The 25900-nt window shown below is 38.8% G+C and carries 21 protein-coding genes; 15 read left to right on the top strand and 6 right to left on the bottom strand.

Annotated elements, in window-relative coordinates; genetic code table 11:
* Together B2W36_RS11525 and argS are read right to left on the bottom strand one after the other, a co-directional pair.
* Positions 1-1080 carry an oxidoreductase gene (locus B2W36_RS11525; RefSeq protein WP_293881771.1) on the bottom strand — a complete coding sequence of 360 codons (1080 nt, stop codon included), beginning with the start codon at positions 1078-1080 and terminating at the stop codon, positions 1-3.
* 1 nt (position 1081) lies between these two features.
* Positions 1082-2866 carry an arginine--tRNA ligase gene (argS, locus tag B2W36_RS11520; RefSeq protein WP_293881769.1) on the bottom strand — a complete coding sequence of 595 codons (1785 nt, stop codon included), beginning with the start codon at positions 2864-2866 and terminating at the stop codon, positions 1082-1084.
* A gap of 108 nt (positions 2867-2974) precedes the next feature.
* Here argS and B2W36_RS11515 point away from each other — a divergent pair, with 108 nt between their 5' ends.
* Together B2W36_RS11515 and B2W36_RS11510 are read left to right on the top strand one after the other, a co-directional pair.
* Complete coding sequence (locus B2W36_RS11515; RefSeq protein WP_121123983.1) at positions 2975-4366, top strand: arginine decarboxylase; 1392 nt, start codon at positions 2975-2977, stop codon at positions 4364-4366.
* Between the two features lie 250 nt (positions 4367-4616).
* Positions 4617-4778 carry a hypothetical protein gene (locus B2W36_RS11510; RefSeq protein ID WP_293881765.1) on the top strand — a complete coding sequence of 54 codons (162 nt, stop codon included), beginning with the start codon at positions 4617-4619 and terminating at the stop codon, positions 4776-4778.
* 88 nt (positions 4779-4866) lie between these two features.
* On the opposite strand, the gene B2W36_RS11505 is transcribed toward B2W36_RS11510, so the two are convergent.
* Positions 4867-5370, bottom strand: coding sequence for a thioredoxin family protein (locus B2W36_RS11505; protein ID WP_293881763.1), 504 nt, complete (start codon positions 5368-5370; stop codon positions 4867-4869).
* Positions 5371-5825: 455 nt separating this feature from the next.
* Between B2W36_RS11505 and B2W36_RS11500 the strand changes: the two genes are divergently transcribed.
* The 3 genes from B2W36_RS11500 to B2W36_RS11490 are packed head-to-tail and all read left to right on the top strand — an operon-like array spanning position 5826 to position 9679.
* Positions 5826-7403, top strand: a complete 1578-nt coding sequence (locus B2W36_RS11500) for a glycerol-3-phosphate dehydrogenase/oxidase (protein WP_293881761.1) — start codon at positions 5826-5828, stop codon at positions 7401-7403.
* A 26-nt stretch (positions 7404-7429) separates the two neighbouring features.
* Positions 7430-8929 (top strand): glycerol kinase GlpK, encoded by a 1500-nt coding sequence (gene glpK / locus B2W36_RS11495; RefSeq protein WP_293881759.1) that lies wholly within the window; start codon positions 7430-7432, stop codon positions 8927-8929.
* A gap of 9 nt (positions 8930-8938) precedes the next feature.
* Positions 8939-9679: an MIP/aquaporin family protein gene (locus B2W36_RS11490; protein WP_293881757.1), complete on the top strand. Its 741-nt coding sequence runs from the start codon at positions 8939-8941 to the stop codon at positions 9677-9679.
* A 57-nt stretch (positions 9680-9736) separates the two neighbouring features.
* Here the strand turns inward: B2W36_RS11490 and B2W36_RS11485 are convergent, their stop codons facing one another.
* Together B2W36_RS11485 and B2W36_RS11480 are read right to left on the bottom strand one after the other, a co-directional pair.
* Positions 9737-10696: a GNAT family N-acetyltransferase gene (locus B2W36_RS11485; protein WP_209576006.1), complete on the bottom strand. Its 960-nt coding sequence runs from the start codon at positions 10694-10696 to the stop codon at positions 9737-9739.
* Between the two features lie 5 nt (positions 10697-10701).
* On the bottom strand, positions 10702-11535 hold the full coding sequence (locus B2W36_RS11480; RefSeq protein ID WP_293881753.1) for a 1-acyl-sn-glycerol-3-phosphate acyltransferase: 834 nt from the start codon (positions 11533-11535) through the stop codon (positions 10702-10704).
* Between the two features lie 251 nt (positions 11536-11786).
* Between B2W36_RS11480 and B2W36_RS11475 the strand changes: the two genes are divergently transcribed.
* From B2W36_RS11475 to B2W36_RS11435, 9 genes are all read left to right on the top strand, one after another.
* Entirely contained in the window at positions 11787-12449 is a 663-nt protein-coding gene (locus tag B2W36_RS11475; RefSeq protein ID WP_293881751.1) for a CBS domain-containing protein, read from the top strand.
* Positions 12450-12498: 49 nt separating this feature from the next.
* Positions 12499-13383 (top strand): NAD kinase, encoded by an 885-nt coding sequence (locus B2W36_RS11470; RefSeq protein ID WP_209576012.1) that lies wholly within the window; start codon positions 12499-12501, stop codon positions 13381-13383.
* A 307-nt stretch (positions 13384-13690) separates the two neighbouring features.
* Positions 13691-14428 carry an isoprenyl transferase gene (locus tag B2W36_RS11465; protein ID WP_293881749.1) on the top strand — a complete coding sequence of 246 codons (738 nt, stop codon included), beginning with the start codon at positions 13691-13693 and terminating at the stop codon, positions 14426-14428.
* Between the two features lie 113 nt (positions 14429-14541).
* Entirely contained in the window at positions 14542-17106 is a 2565-nt protein-coding gene (gene bamA / locus B2W36_RS11460) for an outer membrane protein assembly factor BamA (RefSeq protein WP_209576016.1), read from the top strand.
* Between the two features lie 347 nt (positions 17107-17453).
* On the top strand, positions 17454-17987 hold the full coding sequence (locus B2W36_RS11455) for an OmpH family outer membrane protein (protein ID WP_209576018.1): 534 nt from the start codon (positions 17454-17456) through the stop codon (positions 17985-17987).
* A 103-nt stretch (positions 17988-18090) separates the two neighbouring features.
* Positions 18091-18660, top strand: a complete 570-nt coding sequence (locus B2W36_RS11450; RefSeq protein ID WP_209576020.1) for an OmpH family outer membrane protein — start codon at positions 18091-18093, stop codon at positions 18658-18660.
* A gap of 328 nt (positions 18661-18988) precedes the next feature.
* Positions 18989-19663: a TetR/AcrR family transcriptional regulator gene (locus tag B2W36_RS11445; RefSeq protein ID WP_293881742.1), complete on the top strand. Its 675-nt coding sequence runs from the start codon at positions 18989-18991 to the stop codon at positions 19661-19663.
* Positions 19664-19851: 188 nt separating this feature from the next.
* Positions 19852-21150 carry a (Fe-S)-binding protein gene (locus B2W36_RS11440; protein ID WP_293887824.1) on the top strand — a complete coding sequence of 433 codons (1299 nt, stop codon included), beginning with the start codon at positions 19852-19854 and terminating at the stop codon, positions 21148-21150.
* Positions 21151-21157: 7 nt separating this feature from the next.
* Positions 21158-21952 carry a (Fe-S)-binding protein gene (locus B2W36_RS11435; RefSeq protein ID WP_293887829.1) on the top strand — a complete coding sequence of 265 codons (795 nt, stop codon included), beginning with the start codon at positions 21158-21160 and terminating at the stop codon, positions 21950-21952.
* A gap of 671 nt (positions 21953-22623) precedes the next feature.
* Here B2W36_RS11435 and B2W36_RS11430 read toward each other — a convergent pair.
* Positions 22624-23214 (bottom strand): TIGR00730 family Rossman fold protein, encoded by a 591-nt coding sequence (locus B2W36_RS11430; protein ID WP_293881738.1) that lies wholly within the window; start codon positions 23212-23214, stop codon positions 22624-22626.
* Positions 23215-23497: 283 nt separating this feature from the next.
* Here B2W36_RS11430 and B2W36_RS11425 point away from each other — a divergent pair, with 283 nt between their 5' ends.
* Entirely contained in the window at positions 23498-25861 is a 2364-nt protein-coding gene (locus B2W36_RS11425; protein ID WP_293887823.1) for a glycoside hydrolase family 127 protein, read from the top strand.
* Positions 25862-25900: the final 39 nt, after the last annotated feature.

The raw sequence follows: 25900 nt of genomic DNA, 5'->3' as shown, positions 1-25900 counted from the left end.
CTAATAAGCAATCAATGTGTCGTCAACAGAAATCACCCTCCGCTCCAATTGACTCTGATATGCTAATTCAATAATTTTAATAACGTCTCGGGCTTGTTCCGGCGATGCAATTAAGGATGTTTTCCCTAATATATTATCGACAACATTTTGATAAAAATCGGGGTAAGAACCAACTTCTGAAGGAATAATTTCTTCAATATCTTTACCTGCTTCTACAATATTCAATTTACCATATAGGCTTGGATCCTCTCTTCCCCAATCGGGATCTTCATCTGGGAATTTACCTTCACGCAGTAAGGCTTCCTGTGGATCAATCCCATGCTTTACAAAATTTCCATTCATACCGAATATACGATAACGCGGAGTAGGTTCCTTTGCAAGCATAGAACCTTTTAGAGACACCCTTAACTGATCATAGTACAATAGGCAATCGAAATTATCGATAGTCTTCGCGTGATCTCGTTGGATGGCCAAATCTGCAAAAACAGCATTCGGCTTTCCAAATAACTGTAAAGCCTGGTCGATGAGATGAGGTCCTAGGTCATAAAATATTCCGGAACCTGGCAAATTTTCCTCGCGCCAAGCATTAGGTCGCAGGTAGTTTCGAAAACGATCAAAGCGAGATTCAAGATTTACAATCCGTCCCAATCTTCCACTTTTGATTAGTTTTTCAACTGTGCGATAGTCTGAGTTGAACCTTAAATTATGGTAGGGAGCCAAGGTCAGATTGTTCTGCTTTGCCAACGCAATCAGCTCATCTGCCTGATCTACGCTATTTGTAAACGGCTTTTCAACTACGACATGTTTTCCTGCTTCCAATGCACGCTTAGCAAAAGGATAATGCATTTCATTGGAGGTTGCGATTACGACTAGATCAATTGTTGGATCATCGAAGATATCATTTGCAGACAAGGCAATTTCCGCCTGCGGATAGCGTTCCTTAAGCAAACTCTGCTGATCAGCTTTGCGCGCTGTCACCTTGACAAGATCCAGTTCCACAATCGAACGCATCACGGGGGCATGAAAAACTTGGCCTGAAATTCCAAAACCAATAAGTCCTACGCGAATTTTCTTCATCATATTACATTCTTTCAGGCACTTGGATACCCAATAAATTCATTCCTTTTGCAATAACCTTCGCTGCGGAAGCAGATAAGTGCAATCTAAAGTTTTTGACATCATAATCTTCCGCTTTCAAGATGGTTTCTTCATGATAAAACTTATTGTAAACCTTGGCTACTTCATAAATATAATTTGCCAATTGGGCAGGACTGAATTCTTGTGCAGAGGCTTCAATAGTCTCCGGAAATGCTCCAAGTTGCTGAATCAAATCACGTTCGTAAGAAGAGATCGTTGCCGGTACAGAAACCGCACTGTCAAAATCGAATTCAGCTTTACTTAAAACAGATTTGATACGCGCATGTGTATATTGAATAAACGGCCCTGTATGCCCTTGAAAATCGACAGACTCATTGGGATCAAATAAGAGTCGTTTTTTGGGATCTACCTTTAATAGAAAATATTTAAGTGCGCCCATTCCAATCGTATCATAAAGAACGGCTTTTGATGCTTCGTCCAATCCTTCCGTCTTTCCAAGCTCCTCAGTCCGCTCCTGCGCAGTTTTAAGCATCTCAGCCATCAAATCATCCGCATCAACAACTGTTCCTTCCCTTGATTTCATTTTACCGGATGGAAGATCGACCATTCCATAAGACAAGTGGAACAAACCTTCAGCCCAAGCTTTACCAAGTTTTTTTAAGATTAAGAACAATACCTTGAAGTGATAATCCTGTTCGTTACCAACAACATATATAGATTCACTCATTTTGAACTCATCATACTTTAATTGAGCTGTCCCCAAATCTTGCGTGATATAGACAGAAGTACCGTCGCCACGAAGCACCAGCTTCTGATCCAATCCTTCGTCTGTTAGATCAATCCAAACGGAGTTATCTTCTTTCTTGAAGAAAACACCTTTGTCCAAACCTTCTTGGATAATATCTTTACCTAACAAGTAGGTATTGGATTCATAATAATATTTGTCGAAATCGACGCCCAATTGTTTGTAGGTCTTTTCAAATCCAGCATACACCCAGCTGTTCATGGTTTTCCAAAGTGAGATTACCTCTTCATTACCGCCCTCCCATTGTTGTAACATCGCTTGTGCTTCCTTCATTAGAGGTGCATTTTTCTTTGCTTCATCTTCGGTTTGCCCTTCAGCCTTCAATACCTCGATCTCCTTTTTATATTCTTTGTCAAACACAACGTAATATTTTCCGACGAGGTGGTCTCCCTTCATCCCGGTAGATTCAGGCGTTTCACCGGCACCAAATTTCTGCCAGGCCAACATCGATTTACAGATATGGATACCACGGTCATTCACCAAATTCGCTTTGATCACCTCATAACCATAGGCTTTCAGAATTTCGGCTACGGAGTATCCTAATAAATTATTCCGAATGTGGCCTAAGTGCAGCGGTTTATTCGTATTGGGAGAAGAGTACTCCACCATCAGTTTTTTTCCATTTGCAGGAAATACGCCAAAGTCTTTCGCGGTGATGGTCTGGTTCAACAACGTTATCCAGTAAGCATCAGAAAGGACAATATTCAAAAACCCTTTGATCACATTGAAATCCGATATTTCAGCAATATGTTGTTGCAAATAGGCTCCAATTTCATTTCCAGTTTGTTCCGGAGAAGATTTCGAAAAGCGTGTTACTGGAAAAGTTACGATTGTAATTTGTCCTTCAAACTCCTTTCGAGTCGCTTGTAAAGCAATTTGATTTTCTAAAATATCTGCATTGTAAAGCTCTTTTACTGCCTGTACAGTGACTTCAACAAGTCGCTTTTGAATAGAATTTGCCATTTAATGATTTTGTAAATTTTACAACTTCCTGATAGTGAATTGGAAATAAATAACATTCCTTATTTAGGTATTCACCATTAAAGTATATCTTTGCAAAAATAATAAAAAATGCAGAGCTATCAGGAATTTCTTGACTTAAGTGTTGGTTTTCCCCAAGACGGATTCGAAATCATCGACGACGAATTGTATTTCCACGATTTGAATTTAATGGAAATGATAGAAACGTACGGTACGCCGCTACGTTTTACTTATTTGCCGATCGTCAGCAAAAAAATTCAGCAAGCGAAAATCCTTTTTCAGACCGCAATTCTGAAACATAACTATCGCGGATCTTACAAATATTGTTATTGTACCAAATCATCCCATTTCAAGCACATTGTAGAAGAAGCCTTGAAAAATGATATCCACCTAGAAACTTCGTCTGCATTTGATATGCCGATGATCGATTCATTGGAAAGACAAGGTACCGTAACAAAGGACATTACAGTCATCTGTAATGGATTCAAAACGTATCAGTATAAACAGTATATTGTGGATATGATCCATGATGGATATACGAACATTATACCTGTACTAGATAACAAAGAAGAGTTTAACCTTTACGACGATGAAATCGAACTGGACGAGCCTTGTGCTTTAGGAATCCGCGTTGCATCCGAAGAGCAACCAGACTCTCAATTTTATACCTCTCGTTTAGGAATCCGTCAGGAAGATGTTATCGATTTCTATAATAACAAAATCGTTGACAATCCAAACTTTAAAGTCAAGCTGCTTCACTTTTTCATCAATTCAGGTATTTCGGACACTCCATACTACTGGAATGAACTGGAAAAATACGTCACATTGTATTGCAAATTCAAAAAAGTAAACCCAGACTTAGATACGTTGGATATCGGTGGCGGTATGCCGTTTAAGGATTCACTGGTGCACGACTTTGACTACGAATACATGGTCAATGAAATTGTGAACCGAATCAAACAAATCTGCGCGCACCACGAGGTAATGGAACCCGATATTATTACCGAATTCGGTAAATACACCGTTGCTGAAGCTTCAGGGATTCTTTACAAGGTACTCGGCCGCAAGCAACAAAACGACCGTGAACGCTGGTTTATGATTGATGGCTCATTTATTACGAATTTACCGGATGTATGGGCATTGAATCAAAAATACATCCTCTTGCCGATCAACAACTGGGATTCGGAATATGAACGTGTCAATCTAGGTGGTATTACCTGCGATGGTCAGGATTATTATAATCAGGAAGCACATATGAATTCGGTATTTATGCCAAAGACACGCAAAGTACAATACCTTGGATTCTTTCATACAGGGGCCTATCAAGATGTGTTAAGTGGGTATGGAGGAATTCATCACTGCTTATTGCCTTCGCCTAAACATGTGCTCGTACGCCGCAATAGAGACGAAACATTCAACTACGAGGTTTTTGGTGAGGAACAAAACTCCAAACAAGTCATGAAGTTATTAGGCTATCAATAAGATGTTAAACCCAGAATACGCGCTCTTTTAATTGCCGGATGACAAATATCGTGCAGAGAAAGCGTGTTTTAAAGCACAAAAAAAAGGTCTCAATCTTAGGAAAGAGACTTTTTTATTTTTAGCCTGCCAAAGTATTCACCGTCAGACATGCCAAAATCAATACACCCGACAAACACAATGTCTATTAATGGAAATATTCAGTAAGCGGATACAAGAGCGGTAAACCAATTTCAGCATAAAAGAGAGTCTGATGATGGCCTTAGCGCTATCGTTGTTTTGGGTTGTCTTCGTACTGTGTTCGCACCACCTTCGCCCCATGAACAGTATCGCGACCACTATTGATCCTTCGAAGCAGGTACGAATCAAATATCCGAACGACTTCTTCATTTCGATCTTTCCTGCACAGGAATGACAAGTTTTAGGACGCAATCTTTGTGTTCGACTCGGTAGTTTATTGCGTAAAGAAAAGCCTCTTTCCGTATAGATATGGTATCAAAAATTTATTCCGCCACCCAAGCTGTCAAGAAATTAAGTACTTTTTCTTCATCATACCATTTTCCCTTTTCCAGGCTACCACTTTCCTGCACATGCAAAGTTTTTCCATTGCTATCTAAAACAATAAAAAATGGATAACCGAGTTTACTTCCCTCGGGAGCATACTTCTGAAAAACAGTCTCATTTTTATTTTCCTTCGAATAATTCAGGTGATAATAGAGAAAGCTATTCTTCAGCAACTTATCTACACTTTGCGTTTTGTGAATATAATCATTAAACCTCAAACACCAGACACACCAATTTCCCCCAGCTTGGATAATAATATTTTTCCTTTCTTGCTTGGCCTGAACTAATAACCGATTAATATCATCTTGCGCATCAGCATCTGGATTGTAAGGCTTTGAAAGCTGGTCTGTTGCCACATCTTGTTGTGCAGATGCATTAAACTGCAACACTAGGGTTCCGATAAATACAACAGCCCCACAAAGTATTAATCTTATCTTCCTCATCGTAATAAATTAAATAGTAAACTAAAATTACAAAATCATTTACCCAAACCAAAACATACAAGACCTATAATGGTTAAACATTATATAACTATTGACCATGCAGAAAAACATTTTGAATCACACAAGCCTGCATGTTGACAGCATCGTCAAACATGATCAACGCAGTACAGCTGCTGCCTTAAGTAATCAAATTCGGTCATGATCAAACCATCGAATAGGAACGAATAAAAAAAGCTTATTGATGTTGCCTATCGAACTTTTGGCGGAAAGGGAAAAGCTTTCTTAATTAAAATCAAAACAATAAAAAACAAAACAAAATAAAAACAAACATCATATCTTAACATAAATATTATGTAATTTCTTTTAAAATTTGATGAATATACCATAACTTAGTATTGAGGAAGGGAAAACAAAGCAGCAACAAAGTTCACCATAAAACTCCAAAACGAAACAAAATGAAACACCAAGAATTCAAAAGGTCAAAACTGATAGAAAAAATAAGAGATACGAGCACATGGGATGTTATCGTAATAGGTGGTGGAGCGAGTGGATTAGGTGTTGCATTAGATGCTTTAAGCCGCGGATTCAAAACAATTTTGCTGGAACAGGTTGATTTTGCAAAAGGCACTTCGAGCAAAGCGACCAAACTCGTTCATGGCGGTGTACGCTATTTAGCTCAAGGTGATATTAGTCTGGTTAAAGAAGCACTTCACGAAAGAGGTCTACTACAAAAAAACGCTCCTCATCTGGTGAAAAACCAATCATTTATTATACCCAACTACAATTGGTTTGAAGGTCCATTCTATACCATTGGAATGAAAATATATGATCTTCTTGCCGGTAAATTAAGTTTAGGAAAATCCATTCATATTAATAAAAAAGAAACACTGCATCGCATAAGTACGGTTAGACCTAAAGGTTTATATGGCGGAGTAGTTTATCAAGATGGACAATTTGATGATTCAAGACTTGCTCTCAATGTAGCACAGACTTGTATACAAATGGGTGGTGTTGCCCTAAATTATGTGAGGGTGAATAATCTCACTAAGGATAAGAACGGACGAATAAACGGTGTTATCGCCAATGATACCGAAACCGGCGAAGTGTTTACCATACAAGGGAAGGCGATTATTAATGCTACCGGCATATTTGTCGATGATATCTTAAAAATGGACAGGCCCGAGGCTAAGCAAATGGTACGTCCCAGCCAAGGTGTCCACCTTGTTTTTGACAAATCTTTCCTCCCTGGAGATGACGCTATTATGATTCCAAAAACAGATGACGGACGCGTGCTTTTCCTTGTACCCTGGCACAACCGCATTATCGTAGGAACAACAGATACGCCGATCGATGAACATAGCCTTGAACCTATAGCATTGGAACAGGAGATTGATTTTATTTTAAAAACTGCAGGTCGCTACTTAATAAAACAGCCCACAAGAGCAGATGCTTTGGCTGTATTCGCTGGTCTTAGGCCGCTTGCCGCACCTACTGGTAATTCCAATAAAACCAAAGAAATATCACGAAGCCATAAGGTTATCGTCAGCGACTCCAAATTACTCACGTTAACAGGCGGAAAGTGGACAACATTCCGGCGAATGGGGCAAGATACAATCGACAATGCGATAAAAATTGGCTGCCTACCGCAAAAGGAAAGCCGGTCGGCCACACAAAAGATTTATAGCGCCATTCCGACATCAGACAGAAGCAATCACCTATATATTTATGGCGCCGACCAAGAAGCCATCAATGCATTGGCACAAGAAAAACCTGAATGGAACGAAAAATTAATAACACAGCTTGAATTCAAAAAAGCAGAGGTTGTTTGGGCGGCACGCAATGAACTTGCCAGAACTGTGGAAGATGTGCTATCCCGACGTGTCCGCATGCTGTTTCTTGACGCTAAAGCCGCCATGGAAGCGGCTCCCGAAGTTGCTAAAATACTAGCTCAGGAGCTGGAAAAGGATGAAGATTGGCAAAACCATCAAGTAGAAAGTTTTCGTAAAGTTGCACAGAATTATATCTTAAAATAATAAAAAATAACCACCAACACTTAATTATGGAACAGCAATACATCTTGGCAATGGATCAAGGTACTACGAGCTCCAGAGCCATCATTTTTGATAAGGACAGAAATATCGTATCCATTGCGCAGAAGGAATTCACGCAAATATTCCCACAACCAGGATGGGTCGAACACGACCCTCATGAGATCTGGTCAACACAAGCAGGCGTTACCGCAGAGGCAACCACTAAGGCAGGATTAAATGGCAAAAATATTGCAGCCATTGGCATTACCAACCAACGCGAAACTGTGGTCGTTTGGGATAAAGAGACCGGAAAACCAATTTATAATGCCATCGTTTGGCAAGATAAACGAACAACGGATTATTGTGACGAATTGCGCAAGTCCAAAAAACATGAAATAATTCAGGAAAAAACCGGTCTGATATTGGATCCATACTTTTCTGCGACCAAAATAAAATGGATTCTGGATCACGTCGAAGGTGCCCGTGATAAAGCGCAAAAAGGGGAATTAATCTGTGGAACGATCGACACTTGGCTCGTATGGAACCTGACTCGCGGTGATGTCCACATCACTGACGTAACGAATGCTTCCCGTACCTTACTCTTCAACATCCATAGCATGGAATGGGACAAGGAACTGCTCGAACTATTTGACATCCCCCCCGCCATGCTTCCCAAAGTAAAAGAAAGCAGCGAAATATATGGCGAATCCCGGACAACCATTTTTGCTCATAAAGTCAAGATAGCTGGAATTGCCGGCGATCAGCAGGCTGCACTATTTGGTCAGCAATGTATCGAGAAAGGAATGGTCAAAAATACGTACGGAACGGGATGCTTTATGTTAATGAATATTGGCGATAAACCAATTCGTTCAAAGAATAACCTTTTAACAACCGTTGCCTGGAAAATTAACGGAAAAACAGAATATGCCTTGGAAGGAAGCATATTTATCGGCGGCGCACTGGTTCAATGGTTACGCGACAATCTTAACATTATCTATAAATCGGCCGACGTTGAACAACTGGCACTTACAGAAAAAGATAATGGTGGCGTCACCTTTATTCCCACCTTTGCAGGATTGGGAGCTCCATACTGGAACGCCCGTGCACAAGGCACTTTATTTGGACTTACGCGCGCAACGACCAACGGCCATATCGCACGCGCCTCACTAGAAGCAATCTCCCTACAGACTCGTGATGTCCTCCGGGCAATGGAAGCCGATAGCGGCATACCAATCAAAGAATTACGTGTAGATGGCGGTGCAACAGCAAATAATCTACTCATGCAAATCCAGGCCAATATACTCAATAGCAACGTGGTACGCCCTAAAATTACGGAAACAACGGCTTTGGGCGCGGCATACTTGGCGGGACTAGCTGTGGGCTATTGGAAAGACGCGCAGGAAATATCAAAGTTTTGGGCACAGGATCGTATATTTGAACCCGAAACAGAGCAGGAAGAGCAGACAAACAAGATCATTAAACTCTGGACCAAGGGAGTTAAAGCATTACAGTACTGGACCGAACACTAACCCACAAGCATGAACCATTATTTAGCAGAATTTATCGGCACAACACTCCTAGTACTTTTAGGGAACGGAGTTGTCGCCAACGTTATATTGAAAGGTACAAAAGGGGAAAATGGAGGATGGATTGTAATCACCACGGCATGGGCGCTTGCAGTTTACGTGGGGGTAGTATTTGCCGGACCCTATACCGGTGCGCATCTCAACCCTGCAGTAACAATTGCTGTCGCTCTCAATCATGGGCTCCCATGGATCGAAGTACCTGGCTATATTCTCGCCCAAATTGCCGGCGGCTTCTGTGGCGCCATGTTAACCTACGCCATGCACAAAGATCACTTCGATGCTACGGCAGATGCCACCACCAAACTCGGTGTTTTTGCCACTATACCGAACATACGAAATACTTCAACAAACCTGGTGAGTGAAATCATCGGAACCTTTGTGTTAATTTTTGCAATTTTCTTCATTACAGGCCAAGAGATTACCATCAATGAAAAAACTGAGCCCATCGGTATGGGTTCCCTTGGTGCTATTCCTGTCGCTTTTGTCGTTTGGGCCATCGGTCTATCATTAGGTGGTACTACAGGGTATGCCATAAATCCTGCCCGTGATCTCGGTCCGCGTCTATTTCATGCGCTTTGGCCAATTAAAGGAAAAGGCAGCTCGGACTGGTCATATGCATGGATTCCTATCGTGGGCCCCATCTTAGGCGCTATTTTAGCTTTTGGGCTCTATATCTGTATAAAACCTGCCTAGTCAGCGTATTTTATAACAGCTAAAAGGGGATTCAATTTATGAATCCCCTTTTGCTTTTTATCCGCGTTTAGGCTTTCGATGACCGTATTCACGGTCCCGCTCAAACGTATTCATATGACGTTCCTTCTTGCCAGGATATACATCGTCTATTACAATTAAGATACCTTTTTCCTCCACTGTACCAAATTCGTTATTACGTGCTGTACCAAAAGATTTCATGGTTGGCGAAAGGTTCATATACGTATTGATGAGCGGTGGAATATTCTCTCCCAATGCCCTTACACGACTGTTGAGCACTTTATATCCCTCCCTATAATCCAATCCATCAAAAATACCGATAAAACGATCGTAATCGTTCTTTATTTCCAATGCAGGAAGGGGTAGCACCAAGTTATCGTGATCCGGGAAATAATAATCCATAAAGTAAAGCAGCATATCACGTGCATCTTTATTGTAATGCGGATACATTGTTACCTTACCGAAGAGATATTTTATTTCCGGATTAAGCATAACCAAGGCTCCTAAACCGTCCCACAAGTTATCTAATGAAAAAATTCCTTTTCGATTATCTATGGCGGGTTGATATTTAGGTTGAACAAAAGAGCGCCCCAATTCTATGGTGTAGGGCAAATACTCACGTGCGAACAAATCAGAAAACTGAAAATAATGCGCTGTTGACAAATTGGGCACACCATCTACCTCTCCTGCGTCAGCACATTTGATGACACGATAACCAGCAACTACTTCCTCATCTTCGGGATTCCACGCGATCAACTGATCGTAGCAATCTTCGCAGGTATCATTTTCATCAATGTCAATTGAAAGTCCTGTACCTCCGCCTGCCCCACGAAAAGTCAACTCCCGTAGACGCCCAATTTCCCGCATGACATTTGGCGAATTATGATAGTTGATTAAATATATCTCGTTATTTCCATTGTTGGTATATCGTAAGAAAACGTCTTTATTCAATTCGGTCTTCAATAATGCTTTATCAACTGGAGGTATAATTTCTTGCATAAATTCTATTTTTCTTGAGCCAATCCATAAACCCTTCTTTTCACTTCCTCAGCCCAAGTTTTTTCGTTTTTTGATTGATCAAACGCTGTATAAGGGATTCTTTCTCCTACTATAATATTGACGGTATGTCCACGTTGAGCAAACATTTCATCAGGTAAATATAACATTTCAATGTTTACCTTAAGACCTATTTTCTGTCTAAGCCTTGCAAAATTATAAAAAAACTTAGAGTTTTTACCGTCTATTAACACTGGAATGACATCTTTTTTATATTTTTTTGCTTTACTGATGAAACTTTTCTTCCATTCAAGATCCTCAATATGCCCATCTTTTTGTTTTCTGGAAACTAAACCAGCCGGAAATACCAGTAGCGCGTCATCTGCACCATATGCCTCTTCAATCGCTGTAATAGCCTGTTTTCCCTGTCCTCCGAGCTTGTTTACACCCACAAAAAGAGGTCTCAAATTGCCTATATTTAGCAGAATATCATTCACTAAAAATTTGACGTCACGCCGCTGCTTACCAATAGCATTCATAAATGCGATACCGTCCAATCCTCCCAAAGGATGATTGGATGCAAAAATTACAGGATCCGATGCTGGAATATTTTCCGCACCGTATAAATTGACCTTTACATCCAGATCATTGATCAGAGCATCAACAAAATCCAATCCCTGAAGATCTGCAAAGCGCGTCATAATATCATTTATCTCATCTTCATGAATTGTCCTTTTTAAATAATTCATTAAAAAAGACGGAATCCATTTAGCAAGCCCCGCGTTCTTTTTGTGAATAACTTCACGTATATCAATAAATTTTTTATTCTCGCTTGTGGTCATCAATCCTATTTTTCTGATTAGAAATTACATCCTTAGAAAGGCTTCTAACCAAGCCTTTCTCAATTCGCTGACAAAAATAATAACAGAACGGTAATAAAAGTACAATTTTAAACTTTAAAAATGTACTTATTTGCAATTATGCAATCTGTCCTTTTGCCTGAGTTTTTGAAGTGCTAGAGCGACTCAAAGAATTAAGCAGAAATCTCATCCTGAAAATTTCTTTTGACCTAGTTTTTTTATTAAGTTTGGATATGCTAATAGGTCAATTTCTTTCAAACGCAGATTTCAGTATTCAAAATGCTGATTCAATACAACAGGCGCTCGAAAAGCTCCAGGATATGCTTTGTAAAGAATTAATTGTTTTAAATGGAGACGAATATATTGGCTTAGTCAATGAAACCATTTTATTGGAAGCCGAAGACGAGGAGGCATTGCTTTCTTCCATCCCCATAAATACAGTTCCAATACAGTTAAAGTTTAATCAACATCCTTATGATGCCCTGGTGATGATGACTGTGTACAATAGCACAATTATTCCTATTTTGGACCAGGACAACAAATATATTGGAGTTTGTACGCAGTTAGATATTTTAAAAGCAATCAGTTTGATTCAATCACAAAATGAATCGGGCGCAATTATTGTCTTAGCAATCGGACTACATGATTTTTCATTGTCTCAAATTGCGCATCTCGTGGAAAGTGATAATTGCAGAATTCTCAATTGTGCTACCAAAATAAATTTGGACAACGATAATATTGAAGTTACGCTAAAAATAGACAAATCAAATATTGGCACCTTGCTCAATTCATTTCTGCGGCATAACTACTTAATTTTGGAAACTCACAATACGATTGCAGCCTTCGATGACACTGCCGACCGCTATCAGCAGCTCATGAATTACATCAACATATAATTAGAATTATTTTTTTCTCATCTTTGCCCCCATTAAAATTGAAAACAATATGAGAATCGCAATATATGGAAGAGAGTTTCAACCCTCTGTTATAACACATGTGAAACACTTATTTGAATATCTTGTTGATAAAAATATTGAAATTTGGGTGTATGAACCATTTCATAAATTTCTCATCACACAGTTTGAATGTGATTTTAACTTCTCCACATACACTACGTACCAAGAAATTAAAGGCTGTATCGACATTATGCTGAGTTTGGGTGGTGATGGAACAATGTTGTCTGCCGTTTCACTAATAAAAGATTCTGGAATTCCAATCGCTGGAATGAATTTTGGTCGACTTGGTTTCTTAGCTTCAATCAATAAAAACGATTTTGAAGACTCTTTGGATGACATTCTTAACCAGCGTTATAGTGTACAAAAGCGCGTATTGCTTTCTGTCGAATCCGAGCAGACAAATTTGTTCCAAGGTAATCACTACGCACTGAACGATATTACGGTATTTCGTTACGATAGCTCGGCTATGATTACCGTAAATGCCCGCATTAACGGTGAATGGCTTAATTCATATTGGGCGGATGGACTGATTATCGCTACACCTACCGGCTCCACGGCGTATTCTCTGAGTTGTGGCGGGCCTATTATTATGCCCGAAAGCGGTAATTTCGTGATTACCCCTATTTCACCTCACAATCTCAATGTTAGACCGATTGTCATTTCCAATCAGTTTACCCTAGAGTTAGAAATAGAAAGCCGTAGCAATCAATATATTCTGAGCTGTGATTCGAAAAATGAGTCTATTGATACATCCGTAAAATTAACGATTAAGCAGGCTCCATTTACGATTAATCTTATTAGACTTCCCCATGAAAGCTTTTTCAGCACATTGCGAGAAAAATTACTTTGGGGGATTGATGTCAGGAACTACTAAGCTATTGCTAGGTTCAAACTAGCTTGCGCTAGTTGAAAAAAAGCACCAAAACTGATTGCCCAAGATATTTCAATTAATCTTTATATATATTGTACTTCTGAATTTCCAATTAAAAATCGATATTTGGAAGAAATAAAGGACGGTAGAATGATCAAATTCCGATGAGAAATCCGCATGAAATCATTCATTCGATGAAAAGTTTAATAAACACTAATCATTGATAGGAATACAGAAAACCGAGAATAGGTTTTAAGACGCCGAAACAGCATGACCGGCTAAGGTGTTAATTTTATTGAAAACAGCAAAAATGAGTTTTTTAGATCAGATAGATAATATTAAGTTGCCACAGCATATCGCCATCATCATGGATGGAAATGGCCGCTGGGCAAAACAGAAAGGAAAACTTCGTGTTTTTGGGCACCAAAATGGCGTAAAAGCAGTGAGAGAAGCTTTAGAGGGATGTGTACAAGCCAATATTAAATTTCTGACACTTTATGCATTTTCTGCAGAAAACTGGAATAGACCTAAACTTGAAGTAATGGCTCTTATGGAGCTATTGGTTTCTTCACTCAAAAAAGAAATCAAAACTTTTCAGGAAAATGGGGTTCGCTTGAATGTCATTGGCGACATTAGCAAACTACCTTCACATGCACAAAAAAAGCTTCAAGAGACCATAGCAGCGACGAAAGAAAATAAACACTGTACGTTGACGCTAGCATTGAGCTACAGTTCCCGCCAAGAGATCGTGGATGCTACTCGAAATCTAGCACAACAAGTAAAAGATGGACTACTCACTATAGATGAAATTGACGATGACTTATTTACTTCAAACCTCTATACGCAAAACCTTCCAGACCCTGATCTGCTCATACGCACAAGTGGAGAATTGAGAATTAGCAACTTTTTACTTTGGCAAATTGCTTACTCAGAACTGTGCTTCTTAGATAAGATGTGGCCTGAGTTTACTAAAGAGGATTTATACAAATCGATTGTAGACTACCAACAACGCGAAAGAAGGTTTGGAAAAACAAGTGAGCAGTTATAAATGATTTTATTAAATTTGTCCACTGATTTGAAGAAAACAAGCTGGTTAAATTTTCTTAATTAACAAAAATTAACAAACGATTGGTGTACTTTAGCGCCAATAATTATAGATAAATGAAGCGTATACTACCCGTAATACTATTTTTTGGTCTCTCATCAATGCAACTCGTCTACGGACAGGACAAAGGTGCGTTCAATTTAAATGACCCAGAAAAAATCAGCTATCTCAATCCTAAAAACTATGTAATTAGTGCAATTGATATAACTGGAACACAATTTTTAGATAAAAATGTATTAATTACCATATCTAAATTGTCGGTAGGTCAATATTTGGAAGTTCCAAGTGAGGCAACTGCAAAAGTAGTGAAGGATATGATGGCTCAAGGCCTCTTTGATGATGTCGAATTATGGGCAGATAAAATTGAAGGTGAAAATATATTTTTAACCATTCGTGTAGTAGAACGTCCCCGTTTAACTCGAATTGACATCAATGGCTTAAGTAAAAGTCAAACCGAAGAAGTCCGCAAACGTTTAAATAGCAACACAGGCAAAATTGTCAATGAAAATTTGATGAATACTACGCGTGCTACCATTCAGCGTTTTCTGAAAGAAAAAGCCTATTTATATCCAGAGATTACGTTGAAGACGGTAAAAGACTCGGCACAGGCTAATAATGAAATACTTATTGCCGATGTAGATAAAAAACATAAGGTTAGAGTCAAAAAAATGACTTTTACGGGAAATGAGCATTTCTCTCAGAAAGAGTTGAGAAAAATGGCCAAACCTATCAAACAAAAAATGTGGTACCGTATTTTTGGCCCAGGAAAATTCAAGGAAGAAAAATACAAAGAAGGTAAAGAAAACCTGATCAAAAAAATGGCTGACAAAGGATATCGTGATGCGACTATCCTAAAAGATACTGTTATTCGTGAGGGTGAGAAAAATGTGTTGGTGAATTTTGACATTTACGAAGGTCCTAAATATTATGTAGGTAATATTGTCTGGACAGGTAACGCTAAATATTCTGATACCTTACTTAACAAAATTTTAGGGATCAAACGTGGCGATGTATTTTCAGAAGAAAAATTAACCGCAAAATTGATGGGCCCCACAAAAAATAGTGATGACATCTCTTCCATCTATATGAACGATGGTTATCTTACTTTTTCGGTAGACCCGGAACAAACCCGTATTTACAACGACACGATCGATTTGAATTTGCGCGTCTATGAGGGGGCTCAATATACGATCAACAATGTTATTGTCAAAGGTAATGATGTTACCAATGACCGTGTTGTATTACGTTCAATTTACACAAAACCAGGTCAAAAGTTCTCAAAAGAACAAATTATGCGGAGTGTGCGCGAAATTGCGCAGCTGGGAAATTTTGATGAACAAAAAACCAATCCGGTACCCACCAATTTAAACTATGCAGAGGGTACGGTGGACATTGTATATAACGTAACAGAAAAACCTTCGGATCAGGTAGAACTTTCTGGTGGTTATGGTGCAGGTCAGATTATCGGAACCTTAGGTTTAACCTTCAATAACTTCTCTACCAGCAATTTCTTTGACAAAAGTTCATGGAAACCGTTGCCACGTGGGGATGGGCAGAAATTGAGTGTACGTGGCCAAACTTCGGGCAAACGCTATCAATCGTATAGCTTCTCGTTCTCAGAACCTTGGCTAGGTGGCAAAAAACCAATTTATTTTGGTTTGAGTGCCTATACGTCAAGCTCATCGTATGGAGGGTTTAACTACTATACTGGCGAACAAATTGTAAAAGATTCAGAGTTAAACCGCATCTGGATGACAGGTGTTACGGCTACTTTAGGTAAACGCTTGCAATGGCCAGACAACTGGTTCCAGGCAAATACTTCTTTGTCATTCCAGCGCTATAAGCTACAAAACTATGGAAATTACTTCCTGTTTGATAATGGTACAGCCTATAATATCAACTTGACACAAGAATTCAGCCGCAACTCAATCGATGCTCCTATCTATCCTACTTCGGGCTCGAACATCAAATTTTCGGTGCAATTGACCCCTCCATATTCATTGTTCAATAACATTGACTATAAAAATGGTTCCGCACAAGAACGCTACCGTTGGACTGAATATCACAAATGGAAATTTGATTCGCAGTGGTATGCAAAAATTGTTGGTAAACTTGTTTTCAAAGCACAAGCGCAATTTGGTTTCTTGGGTAAATATTCGAGCAAAACTGAAATATCAACTTTCGAGCGTTTCAAAGTGGGTGGCGACGGTATGCAAGGGTTTGATTACTTACAAGGGTCGGAAATTGTTGCATTACGTGGTTATGCAAATGGCGTAATCATTCCTGAAGGGACACAAAATGTGAATGTAGCACGAAATTCAGGTAGTCCAATTTATACAAAATATCAAATGGAGTTACGTCATCCAGTTATGTTAAATGACCAAGCGACTGTCTACGTCTTGGCATTTGCTGAAGCCGCAAATACGTGGAACAAGTTCACCGAATATAATCCATTTAAAGTACGCCGCTCTGCGGGTGTAGGTGCTCGAATCTTCTTACCTATCTTTGGTATGTTGGGAATAGACTATGGACATGCATTCGATCCTATTCCTGGTTTGCCGAGCAGTACATGGAAACAAAACTTTACATTTAGTATCATGCAAAATATGGGCGGTTTCTAGTCCTTGTTGATTCCAAGCTATTGGGACATAAAGTTTAAAAAAGCTATCGCAAGAAATTGTAGATAGCTTTTTTGCTTTAAAACGTTTTCCTCAAAATCATGCCTTGCGTTAGCACTAAAAAGAAAACCATGCCAACATTGGGAGAACAATGATCGGTCGATTGGCCAACAAGTTAAATAGTGTTAAACCTGACAAATATCTATTAGATTGCTTCTTTTTTCTTATTTTTGAGCGTTAAATTTACGTAGAACGATTTTATCGAATTAAACTTTTGGAATTATCAAAAGTCATAAGGTAAATTAGTGTTAAACAATTAAACGTATAGTCTATAAAAACTTACAGGAAATATGAAAAAATTATTGTTAGTTATAGCTTTTGTAGTCGTTAGTGCTACAGCGACATTTGCCCAACAAATTGCATATGCTGATTCAGAATATATCTTAAAACATATTCCTGAATATACAACCGCGCAAAAGCAGCTGGATGATCTGTCTAAACAATGGCAAGAAGAAGTTGATCAGAAGTATGCGGAAATCGAAAAGCTCTATCAGGCGTATCAAAAAGATCAAGTTTTACTTAATGAAGACATGCGCCGCCGCCGTGAGGATGAAATCGTAACAAGAGAAAAAGAAGTAAAAGACTATCAAAAACAAAAGTTTGGATTTGAAGGCGACCTCTTTAAAAGAAGGGCACAATTAATGAAGCCTATTCAAGATCGTGTAGCAAAAGCTATCCAAGAAGTCGCTACTGCACAGGGTGTAGATTTTATTATGGATAAAGGTAATGAGTCAACTTTTCTTTATGCTAATCCAAAATTGAATAAAAGTAATGATGTCATTACAAAATTAGGGTATAAACCTAATCCTAGTCTTGCAAACTAAGCTGGAGTTTATTATCATTGTGAACACAAATAATATTAATAGTAATTAATTAAAAAACTAAAAGATTGCCATAGTGATGGCTCATTAGATTAAAATGAAAAGCATGAAAAATTTATTAAAGGGTGCGGTTGCTTTAGTGGCAGTATTTTTCTCAACTCAATTTGCAAATGCGCAACAAAAGATTGGTCATATCAACTTTGCAGAAATTATTCAATCTACATCTGAATTTAAAGCGGCTGAAGGGCAATTGAAAACATTGAGTGATGGTAAAACCAAAGAAATTCAAGATATGGTTACCATCTATCAAACAAAACAAAAAGATGCAAACGATAAATTGCGTAACAGAAGTGAAGCAAATAAAGAAACAGTTGATCCAGAAATCAACAAAATAGGTCAAGAATTGCAAGATATTCAAGCTCGTATTCAGACAGCTCAACAAGCTGCTCAAGAAGACCTAAATAAAAAAGAAGAAGAATTAATTGCTCCAATCCATAGAAAAGTTGGCGAAGCTGTAAATGCTGTTTCTAAAGAAAAAGGTATGGCTTATGTATTTGATATTTCAAGTACAAATATACCTTACTTCCAAGGTGGAGAAGATTTAACTGCTGCTGTAAAGACTAAATTAGGTATTTCAGCAACGGCAGCTCCTGCTGCTGCTCCAGCAAGAAAATAAGTTAGTATATAACTTGATACATAAAAAAAGGATCATCAGTATGGATGATCCTTTTTTTTATGTAAACTCCATTTCAATAAATCAAACCCAATTTTATTGTAATAGATCGTACAATTCCTCCAACATAGCTTTCCCTTGAGCCTAAAGAATATGATAAACTAAAAATCTCATACTTGATTTTCTTGCATTTACCAGCTAAATTTTGGATATTGTTCCAGAAAAACAAACATATCTACCCTAATGAAAACTTCGTGGTCCCAAATTTGTTCTTTAACAGACGAATAAGAGGTGCCCAAGAATGCTTCTTCGTTAATTTGATTTTATTCGCATGAAAAAGAAAGTAATTGAGGATAATCCTAAAAAAGAAAGAAAGGTGACTTCCGGTCCTATTCGTGACAAGGAACGCACCAAGGCTCGAATGATTGCAGCTGTCGGAAAGGTAATTCAGAAAAAAGGATATCACGCATTGAACGGGCCTAATATTGCTTTGGAATGTGGGCTGAACAAAGCACTAATATGGAATTATTTTGGTGGTCTTGATCAACTCGTGGAAGCTTACATGGCACAAAAAGACTTTTGGCAAATCGGAGATAAGGGAGTCTTAGAGCAAATGATCTCGAATCCGCGCTCCATCACTATCTCCTCGCTAGAAGAATTACTTAAATCTCAGTTTAACACCTTTTTAAAGGATAAAACGAAACAAAAAGTCATTCATTGGGGATTAGGCGAAAAGACCAAAGCGTTAAAAAACATTGCCGAAAGAAGAGAAATGCTTGGTGAAGAATTGTTTAAACACATAGACTCTAAGTTTGAAAATTCGGAAAACGACCTCCGGGCAACATTTGCTATTCTGTTGAGTTCCATTAACTATATGAGCCTACAAGCGAAATCGACAGGCAGTGCTTTTTTTGGTATCGATATCAATACCGAAGCAGGGAAACAACGGATTGAAAAAACCGTGCGCAAAATTTTAGAGCAGACCTTCGCTGATGTCCAGCTATAGACTAATCGGCTATAAATAAAGAAAACGTCCAAAGAGAATAATCATTTTTGGACGTTTTTCATTAGCACCCATAATCCTCATTTAAAATTTCAATAAAATATTGCTATATATCCATTTTTGATTTATTTTTACTATGTTAGCATAACAAAATAATATAGTATATTTGTTTATAACCAAGATTCAAACATATGATAGGTCAACTAATATTTGCAGTTTGTTTCGCTGTAGCATTATTCCTTTTTAGCAAAAATGCACAACAGATTTATCGGAACATCAAGCTGGGCCGCCCAGCGGATCGTTCGGATAAACCTGCAGAGCGTTGGAAGATGATGCTCCTTGTCGCCTTTGGACAAAAAAAAATGTTCAAGCGAATTTTTCCTGCAGTCTTGCATTTATTCGTATACCTCGGCTTTGTTATCATCAACATTGAAATGTTGGAAATTATCATAGACGGGTTATTCGGCACACATCGGATCTTTTCATTTTTAGGAAGCTTTTATAATTTTTTAATCGGAGCATTTGAATGGCTCGCACTCGGCGTGCTGCTATCCTGTGTCATTTTCTTAATCAGGAGAAATAGCGCTAAAGTAGCTCGTTTAAATAGCCTGGAATTGAAAAATTGGCCCAAGACGGATGCAAATATTATTTTAATCACAGAGATTCTTTTAATGTCGGCTTTTTTACTCATGAACGCTTCCGATCTTAAATTGCAGCTGTATGGCTATGCACATTTTACCTCTGTAGGTTCATTTCCAATAAGCCATTATCTCCTTCCCTACCTTCCAGCTTCGACAGATATATTATTTTTAATAGAACGGTTTTGCTGGTGGTTTCATATTCTTGGCGTACTTGCCTTCTTGAATTACCTACCCTATTCTAAACATCTTCATATTATTCTGGCTTTTCCAAACACTTATTTTTCGAATCTAAATGCCAAAGGTAAGCTATCTAATATGCCTGCTGTCACCAATGAGGTAAAAGCCATGCTTGATCCTAGTTTCACTCCGCCTTCCACAGATGCAAATGCACGTTTTGGGGCCAAAGATGTACAGGATTTGACCTGGAAGAATTTATTGGATGCGTATACCTGTACTGAATGTGGGCGTTGTACATCTTCTTGCCCCGCAAATATGACAGGAAAGCTGCTATCGCCACGAAAAATAATGATGGACACACGGGATCGACTAAGTGAAGTAGGCACCAATATCAAAACAAACGGGAGCTTTCAAGATGACGGGAAATCTTTAATTGATACGTATATCAGCCGAGAAGAATTATGGGCCTGTACGAGCTGCAATGCTTGTGTAGAACAGTGCCCCGTCAATATTAATCCCCTTGAAATTATTATTGAACTTCGTCGCTTTGCTATTATGGAAGAATCACAAGCTCCTTCGAGTATTAATAATATGTTTGGAAATATTGAGAACAACGGCGCACCATGGAAATATGCACAACTGGACCGCGCTAATTGGACTCAACAAAAATAGTTTTATGATGGACAATGAATTAAAAGTTCCGACAGTAGCAGAACTGTTGGCTAAAGGAGAAACTCCAGATATACTATTTTGGGTTGGCTGTGCTAGCAGTTTTGATGAACGTGCACAAAAAATTACACGCGATATCTGCAAAATATTAGCACATGTTGGTTTAAAATATGCCATCTTAGGTACAGAAGAAACGTGTACCGGAGATCCGGCTAAAAGAAGTGGAAACGAATTTCTATTTCAAATGCAGGCCATGATGAACATCGAAGTACTAAATGGTTATGAAATTAAGAAAATAGTTACTGCCTGTCCCCACTGTTTCAATACATTGAAGAATGAATATCCGTCGCTAGGTGGAAACTATGAGGTCATTCACCATACACAATTGATCCAAAGTCTGATCGATGAAGGAAAATTGAAACCAGCTGACAACAATGTATTCAAAGGAAAAAAAATAACCTACCATGACCCGTGCTACCTTGGCCGTGCAAATGAAGTGTATGAAGCACCAAGAAAGGTATTGGAAAGCCTGGATGCCCAGTTGATTGAACTAAAGCGCTGTAAGAGCAACGGGCTCTGTTGTGGAGCAGGAGGCGGTCAGATGTTTAAAGAACCAGAACCAGGGGTAAAAGACATTAATATAGAACGCATTGAAGAAGTCATTGATGCGCAGCCTGATGTTCTTGCTGCAGCATGTCCTTTCTGTATGACTATGTTAAAAGATGGCGTAAAGATCAAAGAAAAAGAATCAGCGATTGAAGTGTTAGATATAGCAGAAATCACTGCACGGGCAAATCACTTGTAAATATATTGCCATACAAATTAAAAGAGGCCCGATCATACGATCGGGCCTTTTGTGTAGGGAGAAGAATATCTCCTTTTCACGAGTAAATTAGGGGAATCCCAAAGCCGGTTAAAATATAGGGGATTCCCCCGAATCGAAGATCAGCGCTGTATTTTTGCTGACCAAACGACTCTAACATCTAGCCATAACAAAGATACACCCAATCGGTCGATCAATTGTTGTTCATTTCGTTGAAAATGTTGTTCAAAACTTGCCATTTATAAAAAAATGATCTGAATTAATAGCTATTCAACTTATTAATGGGCATTAAAGCTCTTTAATCTGGTCATAATTTCTATAGGGCTATCTGAAACAAAATTCATTTAGGCCACATTTTTCGGATGTTTTATACGTAAAGAACGCCCGTTCTGAATGTGGGAACACAACAGCATACTTACTGTGCTGGATTAAGCAAAGCGCCTTTATACGAGTTTTAAAGATTGGTTTTAAGGTCTTTGAACTAAAAATGCCCGAATCAAATGATCGGGCATTTTATCAAGAATAGAATCGATGCGCCCCAACAATTATTTACAAGGAGCTGTTCAGCATATAATTACCAAATGATTTAATCTAATCTGCTTTTTTCTAATAGGCTATTGAAAAAAACGATCTATTTTAATAACGATTGTTGTCTAAACTTCATCTCTCTCAATCCACTTAGGAACCATTGGTGCCTCATACTGTTGCATCTTTTCAATCAGCTCCTCAATCGTATCAGCAACCAATAGCATCGCTCTATTTTCCGATTTAACAAGCCCCTCTTCTACCATGTGATCCACAAATTGAATTAAATGATTATAAAATCCATTAATATTTAACAAACCAACGGGCTTTTTATGTAAACCCAACTGCCCCCATGTTATCATTTCAAAAAGCTCTTCTAACGTACCAAAACCTCCTGGCAGAGCAATAACCCCTTCCGCATAATCATTCATAATCCGTTTACGGTCGTGCATGGTATCTACAGTAATCAGTTTTGTTACTCCCGTATGCTCTCTTTCCTTCGAATTTAAAAAGTCAGGAATAACTCCGATTACCTCACCTCCCTGAGCGAGAGCTCCGTTCGCAACAGCACCCATTAAGCCAACCCGTCCACCACCATAAACTAAACGAATACCAGATTTAGCCAAAACCTGACCAACATGGGCAGCCTGTACTTCATAAATTGCCGAATTACCTAAACTGGAAGCACAAAAAACTACAATACTTTTAACTTTATTCATATACAAGTATAGCTAAAAAACTAACGGATCAACTTTATTTTTCATATGGTCTTACACAAAGTTAAAACACCCACACTCCATTCAGCTTCGAAATTACGCCTCATCAATATCACCTTATTCGCAAAAATTATCTCCTATTTTAGAACAAAGGAGTATAAATGTAAAAAAAACATTTAAAATAAGTAACACATTTAATATCTTTGATTTACCGTTCCTCTTAAATAATTGCTAACCAGACAAGCTCATCAGATCTTGTTAAAAACACACGATAATTTCATTCGATATGATTTTAAAAAACAAATTTTTCCACATCGTTCTTGCAAGTTTATTTAGTTTGGCGCTTTACGCCCAAACAACACCCCGATTAAATTATTTTGATTTAAGGGAGGTAAGGTTATTGCCTGGCTTTTTTAAACATGCAGAAGATCTGGACATCAATTATTTATTGGAAATGGATCCAGATCGACTACTAGCTCCCTTTTTGCGTGAAGCCAGTTTACCACTCAAAAAAGAATCTTATACCAATTGGGAAAATACGGGATTAGATGGACATATTGGCGGGCACTATTTATCCGCTCTAGCATATATGTATGCTTCTACAGGAGATCGTCGTATCAAGGAACGCCTTAATTATATGCTCGACAACTTGAAACGATGTCAGGATGCAAACGGAAATGGGTATATTGGTGGTGTACCTGGTGGTCAAGTTATTTGGGCGGAAGTTCAACAAGGCAAGATCAATGCTGGTAGCTTCAACCTGAATGGGAAATGGGTGCCGCTATACAATATACACAAAACCTATGCGGGTCTACGGGATGCCTATGTTTTGACCGGAAATGAATCTGCTAAAAGGATGCTTATTAAAATGACCGATTGGGCACTTAAGCTGGTTAGTCAGCTTTCAGAAGCCCAAATACAGGATATGCTAAGGAGTGAACACGGCGGCCTAAATGAAACCTTCGCAGATGTCGCTGCTATTACCCAAAATAGCGCTTATCTCGAACTTGCCCGCAAATTCAGCCATAAATCCATTCTCGATCCTCTTTTGCAGCGTGAAGACCATTTAACAGGACTTCATGCGAATACACAGATTCCAAAGGTTCTGGGTTTCAAACGTATAGCTGACCTTTCCCATGACGAAAAATGGGCGGAAGCCGTTAGGTATTTTTGGGACAACGTTGTTGAACAGCGCTCCATTTCCATTGGTGGAAATAGTGTGAGTGAACATTTTAATCCGACAGATGATTTTTCAAAGATGATCCACAGCATCGAGGGCCCCGAAACCTGTAATACATACAATATGTTACGCCTCACAAAAATGCTATACCAAACTGATCCGCAGGGCAAATATCTCGACTTTTATGAACGCGCTCTTTACAATCATATTCTATCGACACAACACCCAGAACATGGTGGATTAGTGTATTTCACACAGATCCGTCCGGGACATTATCGCGTTTATTCACAGACACAGACAAGTATGTGGTGCTGTGTTGGGTCAGGTATGGAAAATCACGCCAAATATGGTGAAATGATCTATGCCCATCGTAACAATGATTTATATGTCAATCTCTACATTCCTTCACGCCTAGAATGGAAGGAGCAAAATATGGAAGTTATTCAAGAAACAAAATTTCCAACAGAAGCAAACACAAACATACGAATCAATCCCAAAAAGCCGACTTCATTCAGCCTGTTTATTCGTAAACCGGGCTGGTTAAACACTAATCCAAAGGTGTCTGTCAATGGTAAGCGCTACGAAAATTTCCAGTTGACGAATGAGCATATCGAAATCAAACGAACATGGCGAAAAGGTGATATTGTTAGCGTAGAACTGCCTATGGAGATACATACTGAACAATTACCCGATAAGAGTAACTATTACAGTATTTTATATGGACCTATTGTTTTGGGAGCTCGCACAGGACAGGAAAACCTCACCGGACTGCAGGCAGATGATAGCCGAATGGGACACATCGCATCAGGAAAACAAATCCCTTTACGTGATCTTCCAATCCTTAAGGCTGAGCCTAATAATATTCCAGCTCTTATAAAACCTATAGCATCCAAACCTTTGCATTTTACACTCTCGGATCTCTATATCGGAAAAGAAAGTCTTCAAATGGAACTCGAACCTTTTTTTGGTATTCATGATTCTCGTTATATGATCTATTGGCCTCAAGCTACAGCGAAAGAATTACAGGAATTACAGGATAAAATGAGTAGAGACGAGATAGAAAGTTTGGCCCTTAATGCTAAAACGGTCGATAAAGTAGTGGCTGGTGAACAGCAACCAGAATCAGATCACTTTTTTCGCGAGGAAGGTAGCAATGCGGGAGCATTCGGCGATACGCGATGGCGAGATACAAAAAACTGGTTTAGTTATACGATGAAAATAACACCCGAGACTAAACTGGTAGCAATCAAATTGCTGGCAGATAGCTCGCCTCGGGTAACTGAAGTTATGATCAATGGTAAAACCATAAGTACATTGGAAGACAAGGATGAGAAGACAATTATTAAGACAATACGAATACCTCTTCCTCAAGATGCTATAGATAAGACGAAAATAGAACTGAAAATTAAGGCCGGGACGGCTTCAACAAGTCACAAGATCTTAGAAGTCCGAACCCTTCTGCCTGATTAAAGGAAGCTTCCTCAAAGCTTCCTTTAATTACCAGAGACG

Source organism: Sphingobacterium sp. UBA3549 (assembly GCF_002376635.1).
In the GTDB taxonomy this organism is placed as follows: Bacteria; Bacteroidota; Bacteroidia; order Sphingobacteriales; family Sphingobacteriaceae; genus Sphingobacterium.
The sequence above is the reverse complement of the archived record's forward strand: the minus strand, read 5'-3'. Positions and strand labels throughout refer to the sequence as shown.